13 protein-coding genes and 1 pseudogene are annotated in these 17,659 nt (G+C 58.9%); 5 read left to right on the top strand and 9 right to left on the bottom strand.

Annotation, left to right across the window (positions count from 1 at the left end; genetic code table 11):
- Positions 1-173 precede the first annotated feature (173 nt).
- Both OK411_RS05535 and OK411_RS05530 read right to left on the bottom strand, forming a co-directional pair.
- The gene (locus OK411_RS05535) at positions 174-581 is read right to left on the bottom strand and encodes an HPF/RaiA family ribosome-associated protein (RefSeq protein ID WP_024011656.1); all 408 of its coding nucleotides are present in this window, start codon (positions 579-581) and stop codon (positions 174-176) included.
- A 200-nt stretch (positions 582-781) separates the two neighbouring features.
- Positions 782-1,729, bottom strand: coding sequence for a LysR substrate-binding domain-containing protein (locus tag OK411_RS05530; protein ID WP_016771630.1), 948 nt, complete (start codon positions 1,727-1,729; stop codon positions 782-784).
- A 135-nt stretch (positions 1,730-1,864) separates the two neighbouring features.
- Here OK411_RS05530 and OK411_RS05525 point away from each other — a divergent pair, with 135 nt between their 5' ends.
- Together OK411_RS05525 and OK411_RS05520 are read left to right on the top strand one after the other, a co-directional pair.
- The gene (locus OK411_RS05525) at positions 1,865-3,241 is read left to right on the top strand and encodes an L-serine ammonia-lyase (RefSeq protein ID WP_264364549.1); all 1,377 of its coding nucleotides are present in this window, start codon (positions 1,865-1,867) and stop codon (positions 3,239-3,241) included.
- A 263-nt stretch (positions 3,242-3,504) separates the two neighbouring features.
- Positions 3,505-3,822 (top strand): DUF3509 domain-containing protein, encoded by a 318-nt coding sequence (locus tag OK411_RS05520; RefSeq protein ID WP_016771632.1) that lies wholly within the window; start codon positions 3,505-3,507, stop codon positions 3,820-3,822.
- Here the strand turns inward: OK411_RS05520 and OK411_RS05515 are convergent.
- A complete protein-coding gene (locus tag OK411_RS05515) occupies positions 3,819-4,319 on the bottom strand; it encodes a phosphate-starvation-inducible protein PsiE (RefSeq protein WP_016771633.1) in 501 nt (166 codons plus the stop codon). The two genes, OK411_RS05520 and OK411_RS05515, sit on opposite strands and share 4 nt — an antisense overlap.
- A gap of 336 nt (positions 4,320-4,655) precedes the next feature.
- Here OK411_RS05515 and OK411_RS05510 point away from each other — a divergent pair.
- A pseudogene (locus OK411_RS05510) lies at positions 4,656-4,910 on the top strand (YebG family protein); the annotation flags it as partial.
- A gap of 169 nt (positions 4,911-5,079) precedes the next feature.
- Here the strand turns inward: OK411_RS05510 and OK411_RS05505 are convergent.
- Positions 5,080-6,099, bottom strand: coding sequence for a Glu/Leu/Phe/Val dehydrogenase family protein (locus OK411_RS05505; RefSeq protein WP_264364548.1), 1,020 nt, complete (start codon positions 6,097-6,099; stop codon positions 5,080-5,082).
- A gap of 184 nt (positions 6,100-6,283) precedes the next feature.
- Between OK411_RS05505 and OK411_RS05500 the strand changes: the two genes are divergently transcribed.
- The gene (locus OK411_RS05500; RefSeq protein WP_024011653.1) at positions 6,284-7,087 is read left to right on the top strand and encodes a SirB1 family protein; all 804 of its coding nucleotides are present in this window, start codon (positions 6,284-6,286) and stop codon (positions 7,085-7,087) included.
- Positions 7,088-7,227: 140 nt separating this feature from the next.
- On the opposite strand, the gene maiA is transcribed toward OK411_RS05500, so the two are convergent.
- From maiA to hmgA, 3 genes are read right to left on the bottom strand one after another with little or no spacing between them, the layout of a single operon-like run.
- Positions 7,228-7,863: a maleylacetoacetate isomerase gene (maiA, locus tag OK411_RS05495; protein ID WP_264364547.1), complete on the bottom strand. Its 636-nt coding sequence runs from the start codon at positions 7,861-7,863 to the stop codon at positions 7,228-7,230.
- 12 nt (positions 7,864-7,875) lie between these two features.
- Positions 7,876-9,180 carry a fumarylacetoacetase gene (fahA, locus tag OK411_RS05490; RefSeq protein ID WP_136491970.1) on the bottom strand — a complete coding sequence of 435 codons (1,305 nt, stop codon included), beginning with the start codon at positions 9,178-9,180 and terminating at the stop codon, positions 7,876-7,878.
- A gap of 3 nt (positions 9,181-9,183) precedes the next feature.
- A complete protein-coding gene (gene hmgA / locus OK411_RS05485; RefSeq protein WP_264364546.1) occupies positions 9,184-10,488 on the bottom strand; it encodes a homogentisate 1,2-dioxygenase in 1,305 nt (434 codons plus the stop codon).
- A 163-nt stretch (positions 10,489-10,651) separates the two neighbouring features.
- On the opposite strand from hmgA, the gene OK411_RS05480 reads away from it, so the two are divergent.
- Positions 10,652-11,431, top strand: coding sequence for an IclR family transcriptional regulator (locus tag OK411_RS05480; protein WP_024011648.1), 780 nt, complete (start codon positions 10,652-10,654; stop codon positions 11,429-11,431).
- Positions 11,432-11,458: 27 nt separating this feature from the next.
- Here OK411_RS05480 and OK411_RS05475 read toward each other — a convergent pair whose 3' ends face one another.
- Complete coding sequence (locus tag OK411_RS05475) at positions 11,459-14,923, bottom strand: dermonecrotic toxin domain-containing protein (protein ID WP_264364545.1); 3,465 nt, start codon at positions 14,921-14,923, stop codon at positions 11,459-11,461.
- Between the two features lie 151 nt (positions 14,924-15,074).
- Complete coding sequence (locus tag OK411_RS05470; RefSeq protein WP_264364544.1) at positions 15,075-17,630, bottom strand: LuxR C-terminal-related transcriptional regulator; 2,556 nt, start codon at positions 17,628-17,630, stop codon at positions 15,075-15,077.
- Positions 17,631-17,659 lie beyond the last annotated feature (29 nt).

Raw genomic sequence — 17,659 nt, 5'->3', positions numbered from 1 at the left:
CGAGCCGAACGCTGGACTTGAAAACAACCGGATCGACTCCCTCTCCCTCGGGAGAGGGCTGGGGTGAGGGGCTACGGTCTTAAACCCTGCGAGCAATCACCAACACCACAAACAAAAAAACGGGCCTGCATCAGCAGGCCCGTTCTCCTTGTGTGACTTGTGAAATCAGCGCATCAACTGTTGATCGCTGCCTGTTCGTTCTCGTCGAATTCTTCCGCCAACAGCTTGTCGTTGGCTTTGCCGCTAAATGGCACTACAGCGGCGCGTGGTTTACCTCGCAGTTTGCCGAACAGATGATCCAGTGCGTGCTCGAGTTTTTCGGCAGCACCGTCGATCGCCTGTTCCAGCGAATCGGCTTTGTGGGTCACGGAAATCGGTTGGTGGCCTTTTGGCCGCGCTTCCAGTTGGCAGCGCAAGTCATGGGGACCTGGTTTTTCGCCGTTCTCGTCGCTCAGGTGGACTTCGACACGGGTCAGGTCTTCTTCATAACGGTCGAGCGTGCTCTCAATAGTTGTACGTACCCACTCCTCCAGTCGCTTACTGCTTTGAATATGGTTATCGCTGTTGACTTGGATTTGCATAGTTCATCCCTTATTTCAGCTAGCTCGCTGGAGGCCTTGAAGTGAATTTCCTGACCTCCTGGTTACAACAATCGGCCCGAGCGGCGAACATTTCAACCCCTGAAAAAAGAAAAATATTCATTCGCAAAAAAAGCCGGACAACCGAGCGAGGCGCTGTTAATGTCGGGAGTTGGGTCGACCCGCTCCGCAGAAAAATCTGCTCACATCTGCTGCTCGTTCAGCGGGTGCAAACTGCGAAAAATCCCCGCCTCCTCCACCAGCCAGTCGTGCACAGCGCGCACGCCCGGATGGCTCAACGCCCCCGGTGCATACAGCAGCACATAGCGTTTATGGTTGGGCACCGACAAGCCGAACGGCACGATCAAAGTGCCGCGCTCCAGCTCATCGTTGAGCAACGTGCGCCGGGCAATCGCCACGCCCATGCCAGCGATCGCCGCTTCGATGGTCAGGTGATTGCGATTGAATGTGTGGCCGCGTCGCACATCGGCGCCTTCGAAGCCGATCGCGTTCAGGTAGAACTCCCATTCCGCGTACTCGTAACTGCCACGCCAGGCGGTGATGTCGTGCAGCAACGGGAAATGCACCAGATCCGCCGGCCCGTGCAACGGCGGTCGCCCACGCAATAGGCTCGGCGCGCACACCGGAAATATCTGCTCGTCGAGCAAGGCTGTGGATAACAATCCGGGGTAGCTGCCATCGTTGAGGTCGATGGCCAGATCGAAATCGCCCTCATGCAGTGGCACGCTGCTGTCCTCGGCCACCAGGCGCAACTGGATATCTGGAAAGCGTTGCTGCAAGCGCGGCAGGCGCGGGGTCAGCCACTTGCCGAGAAACGACGGAATCGAGCGCAACCGCAGAGTCCCGCTGATCATCCCGGCGTCCAGCCGGCGCAATTCCGCATCGATGCTGCCGTACGCTTCATTGACGGTAATCGCCAGCCGCTGCCCCTGTGCACTCAACTCCACGCCGCGCGCGCGCCGATGAAACAGGCGAAAGCCCAGGCGCTCTTCCAATTGGCGAATCTGCTGGCTGACCGCGCCCGGGGTGATGTGCAGCTCTTCGGCACAACGGGTGAACGACAGGTGCCGCGCGGCACAGGCAAACACCTGCAGCCAGACATAGGTCTGGGCATGCAATTGACGACTCATTGTTTAGTCCTGCTAAAGGCTGTCTTAGGAGGTTTCGTTGGTCACCTCGAACCGAGACAGGCAGTATCGCCGACATTGCGCTTGTCCGACAAAAAATGGCAGCGATTTCTACTCCATTGCTTGTAAGGGTTTAGCATGGCTATCAGTGTTTTCGATCTATTCAAAGTGGGCATCGGCCCGTCCAGCTCCCATACCGTCGGTCCGATGCGTGCAGCGGCGACCTTTGCCCAAGCTCTGATCGATCAGCATCTGCTCAATGATGTGCGACGTGTGCAGATCCGCCTGTACGGTTCGCTGTCGGCCACCGGCGTCGGCCACGCGACTGACCGCGCAACGGTCATGGGCCTGATGGGCGAGTGGCCGGACAGCATCGATCCTTCGACCATCGATCCACGCATTCAACAACTGCGCGAAACCGGACAACTGTCCCTCGCCGGTCGACGTTCAATTGCTTTTGACTGGCAGAGCGATCTGCTGCTGCTCGACGAGAGCCTGCCCTACCACCCCAACGCCATGTCGCTGAGTGCATTTGGCGAAAGCGCCGAGCTGTTCACGCAAACCTATTACTCGGTGGGGGGCGGATTCATCGTCGAAGCGGCTGAAGCCGAGTCTGGCGTGGCGCCAATCAGCGACGTGGTGTTGCCCTACGATTTTTCCAGCGCCGCCGAACTGCTCGCCCTGTGCAAACAGCACAATCTGCGCGTTTCCGAACTGATGATGGCCAACGAGCGCGCCTGGCGCAGCGACGCCGAGATCCGTCAGGGTCTGTTGCACATCTGGTCGGTGATGCGCGAGTGCGTCGAACAAGGTTTGCGCCACGAAGGCATCCTGCCCGGCGGTCTGAAAGTACCGCGTCGCGCGGCGAAACTGCACCGCAGTTTGCTTGAAATCGGCAAACCGAATGTGATCAGCTCGACCCTGTCGGCGATGGAATGGGTCAACCTGTTCGCCCTCGCCGTCAACGAAGAAAATGCCGCTGGCGGGCGCATGGTCACCGCGCCGACCAATGGCGCCGCCGGGATCATTCCGGCCGTTCTGCACTATTACATGAAATTCAATCCGGATGCGTCTGATGATGACGTCGTCGCGTTCTTTCTCGGTGCAGCTGCCGTCGGCATTCTGTGCAAGAAAAATGCATCGATCTCCGGCGCCGAGGTCGGCTGTCAGGGCGAAGTCGGCTCGGCTTGCGCAATGGCTGCCGCCGGCCTGGCCGACGTGCTCGGCGCGACGCCGGAGCAACTGGAAAACGCTGCCGAAATCGGCCTGGAACACAACCTCGGCCTGACCTGCGATCCGGTCGGTGGCCTGGTGCAAGTGCCGTGCATCGAGCGCAATGCCATCGCGGCGGTGAAAGCGATCAACGCCACGCAAATGGCCCTGCGCGGCGACGGCAATCACTTTATTTCCCTCGACCGGGTGATCCGCACCATGCGCGACACCGGCGCCGACATGCACGACAAATACAAGGAAACCTCACGTGGCGGGCTGGCAGTGAACTGGGTGGAGTGCTGATCGGCCTGACTGCACTGTCAGCGATCATCGGCTCATTCCTGCCCTGAAAACGCGCCACAAAAAACGGCGAGCCCCGAGGCTCGCCGTTTTTTTCGCCGTGTTTATTGTTCGACAATTTTTCCGGCATGCCCCTTGCTACATCACCCTTGAGGCAAACGGACATTGCAAACCTCAGCGAACGAGATGCCAGTGGTCTGGTGTTGCGAACCAAATCGGATCATGGCCGGTCAACAACTGCACGTTCAATCAGGCGGTGACGCATCATGGACAACCCATTTCAAATCATTACCGATGCCTTCGCGCCGGACTACCAGATCAATCTGAGCATTCAGGGCCTGGACGGCAGCATCATGCTGACCCTGTCCAACGCCGGCCGCATCGTGGCCAAGCGCATGATCAGCGCCGAACAGCGCAACGATCCCGAGCGTTTGAAACGGCTGGTGCAAAGCATCCAGTTCGGTATCGCCATCGAACAGGGCCACAGCGCCATGTCGATCCTCGAAGCCATGACCAGCGGCGCCGGGCTCACTCCGCCACCGCCACGGGTCAAAGGCCAGCCCGGCCAGGCGGCGGGCCTTTAGAGCTCGCCCTTCTCCACTTCAGGATGCTCGCTGGAACCCGTGCCGATCTTGCGCTGCGGGTTCTCGATCTTCACCGAAGGGAATTGCGACGAAGCGTAACGCACCACCAGGATCGCAAACGCCAGCAGCAGAATGCCGCCGCACAGGTAGATGATGCCCATGTCCGGCGGGTTGTGGTGCGAGACGTTGGAGATCAGCAGGCGCGTCAGTGCAGTGATCGCCACGTAGATCAGGAAGCGCACCGGCATGTGGTTGGTCTTGAAATAAATCCCGACCATCGCGCCCAGTTCCAGATAGATGAACAGCAACAAAATGTCATCAATCTTGATGTGCCCGACTTCGAGCATGCCGAGAAACTCCATCACCGCCGCCCACGCCGTCACCGCACCGATGGCGAACAGCGCCAGGTAATGAAAGGTTTCAACGAACAGGTTGCCCAGGGACTCGGCCAGTTGGTGCACGTTACGCCGCAGTTTCTCGGCCCAGTTGATTTTCACGATGAGTTTCCTTAGCCCGTATCGGGCGGATGATGCGTATCGCACGTGACGGTTTTGCGCGTGCGCCTTGTAGCCACGGTTTTCATGCAGGTTCAGGGCCACGCATCATGGCGATCCGCCGCAAATCCCGCGCCGTGGCGTTTGGTCGCACCGCTGGATTTTTTGTGGGAGCGAGCCTGCTCGCGAAGAGCAGCGACACGGTTCCCTGACAAACACCAAATCCGGTCTACATTGAAAAGCCACTACCCATGGCGCAGGGATTCGCTTATCCTTTTCGCTGTATATGGATACAGTAGTCGTCAAGACAACTTAATGTGAAGGCATGTGAGGTGGTGAATGGCCGTCGAAGTGGTATACCGCAGCAGCCGAGATCTGGAGCGCTTGTTCATGGATAAAGCCGAAGCTGATCGTCATGACAAAATGCTCGAACTGGCCGAATATCTGGCCGATGTGCTGCAAAAAGCCGTTCCGTCCCTGACTGAACAGCAAGTGGAAGAAGCCGGGATCTACATGGCGAAGAATCGCGATGTGTTCGCCCGGGCATTCAAGAGCCAGCCCGATGCGCTGTCGGAGCTGATCAATGCGCCGGCCGAGCCTGTCGAAAAAGCTGAAGCGACAGAACCTGATGAGACGCCGGCGAAGCCAGCCAAAGCAGCGAAAGCGCCGAAGTAATCAGAAAGATCGTCCGATCGCGGCCCGAGCCTTCGGCAGCTCCTGCATTCCGAATGTAGGAGCTGCCGAAGGCTGCGATCTTTTGCTTTCAGCGATACAAAACCTTTTCCGCCAACTCATCCGCCACCCGCGCCGGCGAACGTTTTTCCGCCTGAGCATGGGCAAAGACTTCGGTCAGCCGCGAACTGATTTTCGACAGATGCGCCGTAATCGTCGGCAACTCCTCGCCACGATGTTTAAGCGAAACGTAAATAAGCCCGCCGGCATTGATCACATAGTCCGGCGCATAAAGAATCCCGCGCCGTTCCAGTTGATCCGCCACATCCAGATGGGAAAGTTGATTGTTCGCCGAACCGGCCACAGCGGAACAGCGCAGTTGCGACACAGAGTGACTGTTGAGCACACCGCCCAACCCACAAGGCGCAAGAATGTCGCAAGGCGTGCTGAGCAATGCGTCGTTGGCGATCGGGTGAGCATTGAGCTGCTCCATCGCCAGTTGCACCTTGCCGTGGTCGATGTCACTGACCAGCAACTCGGCGCCTGCCGCGTGCAGTTGCTCGGCCAGCGCATAACCGACGTTGCCAAGCCCTTGAATCGCGATGCGCAAACCTTCGAGGTTGTCGCTGCCCAAGCGCGCCATCGCCGTGGCGCGAATGCCGGTGAACACGCCCATGGCCGCGTGCGGTGCCGGGTCGCCTGCCGAGGTGGTGCTGGTGACATGCCGGGTCTGCTGGGCGATGCAGTCCATGTCGGCCACTGAAGTACCGCTGTCGATGGCAGTGATGTAGCGGCCGTCGAGTTGCTCGATGCAACGACCGAAAGCCTCGAACAACGCGGCGCGATTCTCGACATGGACCGGGCGCACGATCACCGCCACCCCGCCGCCCTGCGCGAGGCCGGCGAGCGCCGCTTTGTAGCTCATGTTTTGCGCCAGGCGAATGGCATCCTCGACCGCAGCTTCGTCGTTGGGATAGGCAAGGTAACGGCAGCCGCCCAGGGCTGGCCCCAGGCGACTGTCATGAATGGCAATGACCGCCTTCAACCCGGTGACCGGGTCCACGCTCAAGTGCAGCGATTCCAGGCGAGTGCTTTGCATGAGAGCGAACATCGACAGGCTCCCGAATCACTTCTTGTAGAACGCCAGTATAGGCTTGCCCCTGAAAATTGCTGGCGCGCACCAGCATGAGCCGCCGAGCGGACAATGTTGCGTCGCTATAACTCGCGTTCAGCGAGCCCACCACTGGACGAACAACCCTGACGGGGCTAAAACGAGGCATTGGAGGGAGATTTTGATGAGTGCGCGCCAACGCTTTTTCGAATGCCTGCATCGTTCACCGCCGGCCCTGCTGGAAGCTGCGCTGTGGATAAGTGCCGAGCACGACAAAACCCTCGAGCCCGAGGCATGGTTGCGCACCTTCAAGGATCTGCAACTACGCGTCAGCTATGGGCTGCCGATGCTGCCGGTCAGCGAACTGGCGCAACCGCTGTTGCGGCGCATGGTCGATCTCGGTTTCGCACAGGATGATTTCCTGCCGCTGCGCCCGCAGGCGGCGCTGCTGCATCGTGTGTTGCACACCCAGCGCGGTCAGCCGTTGGCATTGGCGTTGATCGCACTGGAACTGGCGCATGGCCTCGAGATTCCTTTGGTCGGGGTCAACTTCCCCGGGCATTTCCTGTTGCGAGTACCCGGCGCCGACCACTTGCTCGACCCTTGCGGCGGGCGACGCTTGTATCCCAACGACTGTCGCGAACTGTTGCAACGCCAATACGGGCCGAACATGCAGCTCAGCGCCGAGCATCTGCTGACGGCCACGCCAGTGCAGATGCTGCAGCGTCTGTCACGCAACCTGCGCCAATTGCACCTGACCCACGACGATCACATCGCCGCGCTGATCGACGCAGAACGAGTGCTCGAACTGGGTGATGCGAAGGCCTCTGATTACATGGCCCGGGCCAGTCTGTATCAACGGCTGGATTGCCCGAACGCTGAGCGCTTCGATCTGGAGCATGCGTTATTGCTCAGCGAAGACCCGATCCAGCGCCTGCGCCTGACCGAACGCCTCGGCCATCTGCCGCCGAACTCCGTCGTGCATTGACCGCTTTTTGCAGGTTTGCCCCCATCCTTGAGGCCCACACAAACCTGTGTGGGAGCGAGCCTGCTCGCGAAAGCGGTGTGTCAGCTGAATGAAAGGCCACTGACACGCCGTCTTCGCGAGCAGGCTCGCTCCCACAGGAATTACGGGGTGTCTGGTTGATTGGCAGGATGCGCCTTGATAAACGCCGGATGTTCAGCCGCCAACGCAGCCACACGGCAAATCTTCGGATACGCCTCCAGGCTGACGTTGAACCGCTCTGCCGCATACAACTGCGGAATCAGATACACATCTGCCACGCACGGCCATTCGCCAAAACAGAAACCGCTGTCGCCGATCAACTGCTCCACCGTTGCCAGCCCTTGGCTGATCCAATGGCTGATCCACTCCACCACTTGCGCCTCATTCTGCCCCGCCTGGCGCAGGCGATTGAGCACGCTGACGTTGTGCAGTGGATGCACATCGCAGCCGATTACCGCCGCGACACCGCGCACCTGCCCGCGCGTCAGCAGATCATCCGGCAGCAACGGCACCTGTGGATAACGCTCTTCCAGATACTCGATGATCGCCGGCGATTGAATCAGCAGCGCGCCGTCATCAGTGCGCAAGGTTGGCACCCGGCCCTGGGGATTGAGCGCCAGATACGCCGGCTGCCGATGTTCCCCACCCGACGGTGCGATCAGGTTGATCGGCAGCGCCTGGTAATCGATGCCCTTCAACGCCAGTGCGATTCGCACCCGGTACGATGAAGTGGAACGGTAATAGCCATAGAGATCCATAAGCCGCTCCTGTCAGCGTGCAGCGATCACGGTGCCGCGACATTCGCCGAAGCCGATCGAGGCAAAACCTTCGCGGGCACAGCGAGCGCGCAGGATGATTTCGTCACCGTCCTCAAGGAACTTGCGCACTTCGCCGGAAGCCAGTTCGATCGGTTTCTTACCGCCCTCAGTGATCTCCAGCAAGCTCCCAAACTGGCCGTTTTCCGGGCCGGACAAAGTGCCCGAACCAAACAGGTCGCCAGCCTGCAACTGGCAACCGTTGACGCTGTGGTGCGCGACCATTTGCGCGACGGTCCAGTACATGTAGCGGGTGTTGCTCAGGGTCAGGCGATGGGCGGGCAGGTTCTGCTCGCGCATGGTTTCGGTACGCAACAGCACTTCCAGTTCGATGTCGAAGGCACCGCCGTCCTGATCACGCTTGTCGAGCAGATACGGCAGCGGCTGCGGATCACCTTCAGGGCGCGCCGGTTGCGCCGTGCGGAATGGTTCCAGTGCTTCAGCCGTCACCACCCACGGCGAAACACTGGTAATGAAACTCTTCGACAGAAATGGCCCGAGCGGCTGGTATTCCCAGGCCTGGATATCCCGCGCCGACCAGTCGTTGAGCAGGCAGAAACCGGCGATGTGCTCGGCAGCGTCACCGATGGCAATCGGCTCGCCCATCTCATTGCCCTGGCCGATCCAGATGCCCAGCTCCAGTTCGTAATCCAGACGTGCGCATGGGCCGAATACCGGTTCGGTCTGCCCGGCCGGCAGCGTCTGGCCCTTCGGCCGGCGCACGTCGGTGCCGGACGCTCGCACCGTGGAAGCGCGACCGTGGTAACCGATCGGCACGTGCTTGTAGTTCGGCAACAGCGGGTTATCCGGACGGAACAGTTTGCCGACGTTCTGCGCATGCTCTATGCCGACGTAGAAGTCGGTGTAATCGCTGATTCGCGCCGGCAGGTGCATCTGGCAATCGGCAGCCAACGGCAAGAGTTTCGCGCCTTGCGCTTCGATGTTGCCACGCAGCGTGCTGCCTTCACTGAACAGTTCGATCAGGCGTTCGCGCAGGGCCACCCGCGCCTCACGACCGAGTTCAAAAAACGCGTTCAACTGCCCGCCCTGCATGGCTTCCACCGCACTGCGTGCGACACCGTCGAACAGACCGGCCTCAAGCGCCACCTGCAAATCGAAGATGTGCTCGCCGATCGCCACGCCTGCACGCGGCGCAGAACCCTTGAGGCTGAACACGCCCAGCGGCAGATTCTGCAACGGAAAATCGCTGTGACCGTTGGCCGAAGCGACCCAACTGCGGGTGATGGAATTCTGTGTCATGGGTTATCTCCGGGTCGGGTCGAACGTGGCGGGCAGCGAGGCCCAGCAAGCGTCATAACTGGATTGCAATTGAGGGCAGTCGAGGGCGAAACGGCTTGGGCGCAGCACCTGGCTGGTCTCGAACATGAAGGCCATGGTGTTATCGATTTTTGCAGGTGCAAGCGCGGCGTTGATCGCCCTGGTGCAGGTCTCGCCGTCCGGGCCGTGGGCGCTCATGCAGCTGTGCAACGAAGCGCCGCCGGGCACGAAGCCTTCAGCCTTGGCGTCGTATTCGCCCTGGATCAGGCCCATGAATTCGTTCATCAGGTTGCGGTGGAACCACGGTGGCCGGAAGGTGTTTTCGGCGACCATCCAGCGCGGCGGGAAGATCACGAAATCGAGGTTGGCCAGACCGTGCACGCTGGTCGGCGAGGTCAGTACGGTGAAGATCGAAGGATCCGGATGATCGAAACTCACCGTGCCAATGGTGTTGAAACGGCGCAGGTCGTATTTGTACGGCACGTTGTTGCCGTGCCAGGCGACCACATTGAGGGGTGAGTGATTGAGTTCGGTGGCCCACAACTGGCCAAGGAATTTCTGCACCAGAGTGGTCGGTTGCTGGAGGTTTTCGTAGGCGGCGACCGGGGTAAGGAAATCCCGTGGATTGGCCAGACCGTTGCTACCGATCGGCCCCAGATCCGGCAGGCGCAGCGGCGCGCCATGGTTCTCGGCGAGGTAGCCGCGTGCCTGTGGATCGAGCAGCTCGACGCGAAACTTCAGGCCACGCGGTAGCACGACGATTTCCAGCGGCGCCACCTCGAGTACGCCCAGTTCGGTGGCGATACGCAGGCGACCGAGTTGCGGCACCAGCAGCATTTCACCGTCAGCGTTGAAGAACACCCGCTCCATCGAACGGTTGGCGGTGTAGTTATAAATGCTGATGCCGGACGGTTTCTCGGCGCCGGCGTTGGCCGCCATGCTGACCAGGCCATCGATGAAATCCGTCGGTTCGGTAGGCAGCTCCAGTGGATTCCAGCGCAGGCGATTGGGCGTCACTTCACCCAACGGTCCGCCGGCCAGTTGCCGTTCCAGTTTGACGAACGCCGGGTGGTTGGCCGATGGCTGAATCCGGTACATCCAGGTGCGGCGCGCTTCGCTGCGCGGCATGGTGAACGCGGTGCCGGAGAACAATTCGGTATACAGGCCATACGGGGCTTTTTGCGGGGAATTCTGGCCAACGGGCAGCGCGCCGGGCAACGCTTCGGTGCTGAATTCGTTGCCGAAGCCGGACTGGTAAACCAGGTCCTGCGCGGTTGAATCGAGGTTCATGGAGCCTCCTGAACAGGGAGTCGGCAATGGCCCATCGCTCTGGCTCAGAGGTCTCGGCACGCCGGGGTTGTTATTATCGTAATCTGATTACGCATAACGTAATTTGCTCGCTATCCAGCGTCAAGCTATAAAGACGCCCATTCGAACCGGAACCGCCAGCCCCATGGAAAAAACCAGCGACAGCAACGGCAAACAGAAAGTCCGCTCCGCCGAGGTCGGCACCGACATCCTCAAGGCTTTGGCCGAGTTGTCACCGTCGACTTCGCTGTCGCGTCTGGCCGAACACGTGCAGATGCCGGCGAGCAAGGTGCATCGCTATCTGCAGGCGTTGATTGCTTCGGGATTTGCCGAACAGAACGCCGCCACCAACCATTACGGCCTCGGTCGCGAAGCGCTGCGGGTGGGCCTGGCCGCACTCAACAGCATGGACGTGCTGAAAGTCGCCGCCCTGCCGCTGTCCGAGTTGCGCGACGAACTCAACGAAACCTGCTTTCTCGCGGTGTGGGGCAATCAGGGCGCAACCGTGGTGCATATCGAACCGGCGGTGCGCGCGGTGACGGTGGTGACGCAATTGGGTTCGGTGCTGCCGCTGCTCAGCTCGTCCACCGGGCTGGTGTTCAGCGCTTACCTGCCGCACCGGGAAACCGATGAATTGCGCGAGCAGGAAATCGCTGTCGCGGAGCATCCGCTCAAGGATGAAACAGCCTATGCAGCGCTGTGTGAACAGATCCGCGAACGCGGTCTGCATCACGTGCATGGTTTGTTGATGCCGGGTGTGGATGCGCTTTCTGCGCCAGTGTTCAACGCGGTCGGGCAGATCGCTGCGGTGCTGACCATCGTCGGCCCGACCTCGTTGTTCCACGCCGACGAAAACGGCCCGGCGGCGCAGCGGTTGTTGGCTGCGACGCGGGCCGTGAGTTGGCGCATGGGTTACGAAAGTTAAGTAATGCTTATGTGCGCTCGAAACGACTCAACGCACCGTGGTCTTGCTCAATGCGGTGTCACCCTCTTGCATCAGTGACTTGAAGAAACCGATCAGCTCATCGGCGGGGTCTTCATGGCCGGTGTAATACGTGACGAGTTCCGCGACCGTGCGGGCGTCTTCAAACAGACTTAGAAACGAGCGTTGCGCACGGGTAAGTTCTTTAACCGGCGCCCCCGCCGCTGCAGCCTGACCCAATGTCAGCAGTCCGCTCAATACATCCTGCACATGCCCCAGCGCGGCGGAATAATCACCCCGTCGGTGCGACTGCGACGCGTCGTAGATGCTTTTCATCACCTGCACAGCCACCACCACAGTGCCTACGGGTGGCACCACCAGGCTGACGATGTTTGCGGCCTTCAACAGGTTTTCATAAACCAGGGCGGCAATTATTTCATTGAGACTGGTGGTCCGTTCGTCGATGTCACTCAATACACGGCGCACTCGCTCGTCGTGGAAAGTGAACAGATCGGGCAGTAACGAACGCTGCTGCGTGCGAATGACCGGTCGGGTATCAACCGTTGCGACCAGATTATCGAAGTAATCATTGATCACTTTCTGGTCAATCAGCAGTATCCGCTCGCTGTAGTAGGTCCTGAACGGGCCTTTGCGAAAACGAATCGAAGGAATGAAATCAGCGATCGGCCGGAAGCTGACTTGATCCGGCGCGTCAGGCGTATAGAGCAAGTCGAAGAAACCTGACGATAACTTCAGTCGAAAAATATAAACGCCGCCAACTGTACGGTCACCGGCAGCCGTCAGACCCAGCGTGCCGATGTTGAATTTATACAGCCCGATGTCGCCTTCGGAGACGCTATTGACGATTGATGGATAGCCGCCACCTTCTTTCAGATTGTCGATAATCCGTTGGACAGCAGAGAAAGATTCAGTGGTTAATCTGCCGTTGGTATAGTCGGCAAATGCATTGCGGTACATCTCACAGCGGATTTTCCGGGCGTGTACAGCGCGTTTGAATGAGTAATCAGGATGCGCCTTGTTCTGATATTGCTCTTTCAGCATCGCGGTATATCTGTCGCCGGGTCGGAATGTTTTCGACAGCGAGGAAAGGTCGCGGATGTCCAGTTTTTCAACGATGGGATGGCCGTTGACCAAATAGTATTTCGGGCTGAATTTCGTTTCGTAGGCTGGATGCGCCGCTTCAAAAGCGAGTCCTTCAAGCAAAACGTCGGTAACGCTCTTACGAAAGTCTTCGGTTTGCACAATGATCTGGTCGGGATTGACCGAAACGTTACTGCCACGCGAACGCAAAATGTCTTCGATCTGAGCTTTCACCGAGTCGTAAGTGAATTGCTCGAATGTCGGAAAACCATTGTCTCGCGCCTCAACCATGGACAGTGCCTTGAATTCGGTGCTCAGACGCGAATAGCGCTTGCGGCCCTCGAAGCCAAGCGCGCGATAACCGGCCGGTGCAATGGCTTTGTGCAGGGCAACTTCGGCTCGGTAGGCGACATTCGCGTAGTCCGCCAACGGTGCTTTGGCGTTCAGATAAAAATCGACCGGCCGGCTATCAATCGTGTAGCGATAGCTCAGTTGAGTGCCAGCGCTGCCAAGCAACTCACCCGCCTCTTGCAGGTAGTCGGGATGGATCATCAATGCGGCGTATTCACGATCCGCCGACAATGCCGACTCCAGCCAGCGGTTCGCGGCGTAGATATCGGGAAATTTCTGCAGTTCGAATTGTCCTCCAGCTGTTTTGACCAGCATCAGCGACGGCACGTATTCTTTGGCCGAAATCATCAGAACGTCTTTCAGCGCTGGCGCTTGCAGTCTGATTTTCAACCCCTGAATAGTCACCGCAGGATCATTGGCCATGGCCCGCGCGATGATATTGGCATCAGTGGAATCCAGTTTCCCGGAGTGACGAGCAACAAAAGCCGCGAACTCCATCTGACTGCAGAGATAGTTGCGATAAGCCTCCTGGTAAGCCACCGAGGGCGAGTATGCAAGACTGCCGGTAAATTCCAGTCGCAGGTTACGATTTTCCAGCCACTGTTCAAGCGCTACTGCCGTCAGCCGACTTCCGGCAGGAGCGCCGATGATAGTCAGAGCCGCTTTATAACCAGTGTCGTGCAGCCCGAAAACAATAAACTCCGTCAGCGTCCGGGTTTCTTCCTGTTCGATAGTACGCCCGGCAATTTGCAGACTGTACGAGCTATGGACACTTATCGATTCCGGATCCAGTTGTTCACCAAGTACCCTGTCCGCCCATTCGGCGAATGTGCGAATTACATAATCCTTGAATGAAAAACAGGCATCGAAGGTGTTTGAGTAGACAGCCTGGTATTGATCCCGCGACTCTTCAAGCTCGCTATAGCGCTGTTGCATATCGCTACCCGCGGCATGCAGCCATAGCGGCCAGTCGGTGCGTTTCAATGCAGCCCAAAGCAGATAGAAGCGGGTTTCGATGCCGTAACGCAGCACATGCAGGCCTTGATTGTCCTGCAGCATGGAAGTCAGCGGTTTTGCCAGTTGTTCCTGGCCGCCGATCAAGAGTGAAACACTTTCAAGCTGACCTTTGAGGTGAGCCTCGGCACAAAACGCATGAGGACTTTGCGCAGCTTTCAGATACCTGATCTGGTCTCCACCCAGGGACAGTCGCTGCTGAAGTTTGCTATGCAGATCGATATTTTTTTCAAAAAATTCAAAGCCGTTTTCCGGCGTATGCAGGAGATAAGAGGTTGACTCATTCACCAGCGGCATTTCTGCATCCGCACGCTCGGCGTTGTCCAGAACGAAACAAGGCTGAAGCGACAGCAGGTAATCCTGTTCAGGTTGCAGCCTGACTTCAAACGCTGCGCGACCGCCATCTGCGTCGAGCAGATGAGCGAATCGCTCGCCCAACCAGGCGTCAAAATTGTTGGCCATGACCGACAGCGAAAGCTCTGCACTGGTGACCACGGCGCAGGCTTCGATGAAAGCCTGCTTATTAGACAACGGTGCCGTTTCCGGTCGCATGGACCTGACTGGCGCCGCCCAGAACTTTGCGATCTCGGTTTGCAATGTCTTTTGCAACCCGGTGGTCACCGCAGCAATCAGATCCTCGACAATAAGGACATTGAGAGCATTGACCTTGAACTGCTCATTCCGGGTGTCCGGCAGAGAATAAACCCCATCACCGCCCATTGTGTAAGCGGGGCTGACATTATTATCAAGACAATGAACAGTCACTTCCCAAAGAGTGCCAGAAGGACGACTTCCATTATCGGGAAAAGCCGAGTCCGTATTGATGTAAACATTGTCAATATCGATTGTCTTGCCCAAACGCTTCAATTCACTGTCAAGCATGCTGCGAAGAATATCCAGCACGCTCGGCATGGCGTCGACGATCTTGAATAGATCTTCCTTTGCCTGGATTGCCTTTTCCCACTCTTCAGGCCAGGTAACTTGCTCACCCAAAGAACCACGCATCAGACTTTTATATAACTTGACCACATCTTTTCCTTACTTGACTATCCAGAGCTGCGAACACAGCCGCTGTAGATAGCTGCAAGGTAGTTTCTTTTCCAGGCAACTTGAAGGGCGAACAATTTACAAAACATGCCAACAAACACATGCAATCTTTTGTACTGCAAAACTTCATAATCTAAATCAGTATCCCCATCAACTTTGCTTTTGCCACCGCTTGAGTTCTGCGCTCCACACCCAACTTTCCGTTAATACGTCGCGCATGGGTTTTTACTGTATGCAATGAAATAAACAGTTGTTCGGCAACCTGCTGATTCGAAGCACCTTGAGCAATCAATGTCAGCACTTCGCGCTCGCGTCGACTGAGGCCCGGGGCATGATCAGCGTTATCGCTCAGCCAGACAGGAATCTGCTTGCCAGACGCCGTGCCGACGCTGCCTCGGCGTAGTTCCCACTCGCGCATGGCTTGCTGCAACCGGCAGCGCTCCGCCAGCATTGCGGCTCGCTGGAAAGCTTGCTGCGCCGCCACCGTGTCACCGTGCAATTCGGCCAACTGGGCGAAGGCCAGCAGCAACTCCGTTTCCGCCGCCAACATGCCTTTGGCCTGAGCGCGTTTCAGCAATCGTTCAATGGTGGGCAGAGCGGTTTCGTCAGGGATCGATTGCGCATTCGCGCAGGCCAGCAGGTATTCGATGCGAATAATCAGTTCGAACGTCGCGGGTGGCGCCTGCAACGCAGAAGGCCCCCGGTAATGCCGTAACAGTCGGCTCAACGCTTCTTGCACAAGATGCGGTCGGCCCTGCTGCAACCAGAACTGGCTGCTGACCTGCAACACAACACCGCGATAGACCGTATCGGGAATCTGCCGCTGCTGCATGACCCTTTCGGCCTCGCGCAGGCGCTCGAAAGCGCAGGCATAATCGCCGCGATTGCCGGCCAGTTGCGCCTGCCCGAGGTAGCCGTACAAGACTCGTTTGTCTGCACTGCGCAGGCAATCTTCAAGACCCTGGCTGAACAACTGCGCAGCCTGCTCTTCAAGGCCCATGCACAGCGCCAGTCGTCCGCGTCGCAAGGCGATACGGCCGAGCAGCGGCGTGGGCACCATGCTGCGCTGACGCAGCAAGTGCTCGATCTCCACCAGCAGGCTTTCCGCACGCAAAGGCGCGCCTCGCTGCTCGAGCCATTGCGCATGATCAAGCTCAAGCAACCCCTCAAACAACAGAGAGCCGTGAGCCCGCGCCAGGCACAGCGCCTCGCGGTTGAGGGCATGGGCCTGATCAAGTTCACCGCACAGCAACGCCTGCTGGGTCAGTCCCGACAGGCACATCACACAGGCCTGCCAGGCATCGTCAGCCAGTGCGGACAACGCCTCCTGAAAGCAGGCGCGTGCCGGCTCCATCTGTCCTTGCAGGTGGAAAAGCCATCCCTGGTGCGCCTGCCAGCGGGCCAGCAGCTGCTGCTCCAGTTGCGCTGTCGGCTGCGGCATGAAGCGGCCGAGATGAGCCAGGCATTGCCCGGCCTGTTCGAACCGGCCGGCAAACAATAAGGCGCCCGTGACCAGCACGATCAGCTGGGGTGTCATCAGGGTCAGCTGCTGGCTTTGCTGCTCGTGCAAACGCAACAGCAGGACGACCGTCTGGTCTTCGAACAAGTCTTCGAAGCTGAAATGCTGCAACAGGCTGACGGCAGTTTCGTATTCCTCGGCCAACAACGCTTGTTCGAACGCCGCTCGCCAATCCTGCGTCGCGCTGAACCACTGACAGGCACGCCGGTGCCAGGAACGCGCACACGGCCAATGCGACTCCTGGATGATTCGCGACAGCGGGCGGAACACCTGAAGCCAGTCAGCGGACGCTTGCCAAGGCTCGATGAAGCAGCCCAGCACTTGCAGATCACGCAGCAGCTGAGCGCCTTCGCCAGGGCCGAACAAATGCTCGCATAACGGCGCGTTGAACCGTGGCAGATGAGCCAGCACACGCCATGCCTCGTCCTGCTCCGGGGTCAGGTTGCTGAAGAGTTCGTGCTGCAGATAATCGAGCAGAGTGTCGACACGCTGCTGCGGCTGCAGGTTTTGCGACCAATCGCACTTTTGCAGGAGCGCCATGCGCGCCCCCGCGCACCAGCCGCCGGTACGCTGGATGATACGGGCAGCGACACGCTCGGCCTGGTCTGGCGGCAAATGGTGCAACACCGATACCACTTCATCGTGAGTCAGCGCCAGGCTGGCGCTTTCGAATTCGTAGAGTTCGTCATCGAGCAACAGCCGCGGCCAGTTGCACTGCGGCCGGCGCCGAGTGCTGACCCACCAGGTGAGCGCCGGGCTGCTGACCGCCAGCAGGCGATCCAGCAGCGCATCCACAGCCGGATCCGGCAGACGACTGTAATCGTCGATGAACAGCGACGTCGGCCTCGACCAATGGGCCAGCTCCGCCATCAGTTGCGTATCGTCAAGGCCTTCGACCAGCCCGAGCGCCCGCGTCAGACGCAGGCACAATTCTTCGGTGCTGAGCGCCGCTCCCGCCAGCGGCAGCCAGATGGCCTTGCATTCTGCACGCACCTGAAGAAGACATTCGGTGAGCAGTGCGGTTTTGCCACTGCCCGCGGGCGCGCACAACAGCTTCACCCGCGCGCTGGATGCCAGCAAAGGTGCGCTCAAACGGCTGCGAGGTTGATGATGCGAAGAAAGCCTGGGCAAAAATCCGGGTCGATCCAGGCACGGGGTCATGGCGGTCATCGGGTGAGCCTTCTTATCGTTGTGCGCTC

This window comes from Pseudomonas sp. RG1, assembly GCF_025910115.1.
Lineage (GTDB): Bacteria > Pseudomonadota > Gammaproteobacteria > Pseudomonadales > Pseudomonadaceae > Aquipseudomonas > Aquipseudomonas atacamensis.
The sequence above is the reverse complement of the archived record's forward strand: the minus strand, read 5'-3'. Positions and strand labels throughout refer to the sequence as shown.

Coding starts and splice junctions, on each gene's coding strand:
- OK411_RS05520 (WP_016771632.1), top strand. CDS start 3,505: ATGGACAACCCATTTCAAATCATTACCGATGCCTTCGCGCCGGACTAC.
- OK411_RS05480 (WP_024011648.1), top strand. CDS start 10,652: ATGGAAAAAACCAGCGACAGCAACGGCAAACAGAAAGTCCGCTCCGCC.
- OK411_RS05535 (WP_024011656.1), bottom strand. CDS start 581: ATGCAAATCCAAGTCAACAGCGATAACCATATTCAAAGCAGTAAGCGA.
- maiA (WP_264364547.1), bottom strand. CDS start 7,863: ATGGATCTCTATGGCTATTACCGTTCCACTTCATCGTACCGGGTGCGA.
- OK411_RS05505 (WP_264364548.1), bottom strand. CDS start 6,099: ATGTTCGCTCTCATGCAAAGCACTCGCCTGGAATCGCTGCACTTGAGC.
- OK411_RS05470 (WP_264364544.1), bottom strand. CDS start 17,630: ATGACCGCCATGACCCCGTGCCTGGATCGACCCGGATTTTTGCCCAGG.
- OK411_RS05525 (WP_264364549.1), top strand. CDS start 1,865: ATGGCTATCAGTGTTTTCGATCTATTCAAAGTGGGCATCGGCCCGTCC.
- fahA (WP_136491970.1), bottom strand. CDS start 9,180: ATGACACAGAATTCCATCACCCGCAGTTGGGTCGCTTCGGCCAACGGT.
- OK411_RS05530 (WP_016771630.1), bottom strand. CDS start 1,729: ATGAGTCGTCAATTGCATGCCCAGACCTATGTCTGGCTGCAGGTGTTT.
- hmgA (WP_264364546.1), bottom strand. CDS start 10,488: ATGAACCTCGATTCAACCGCGCAGGACCTGGTTTACCAGTCCGGCTTC.
- OK411_RS05500 (WP_024011653.1), top strand. CDS start 6,284: ATGAGTGCGCGCCAACGCTTTTTCGAATGCCTGCATCGTTCACCGCCG.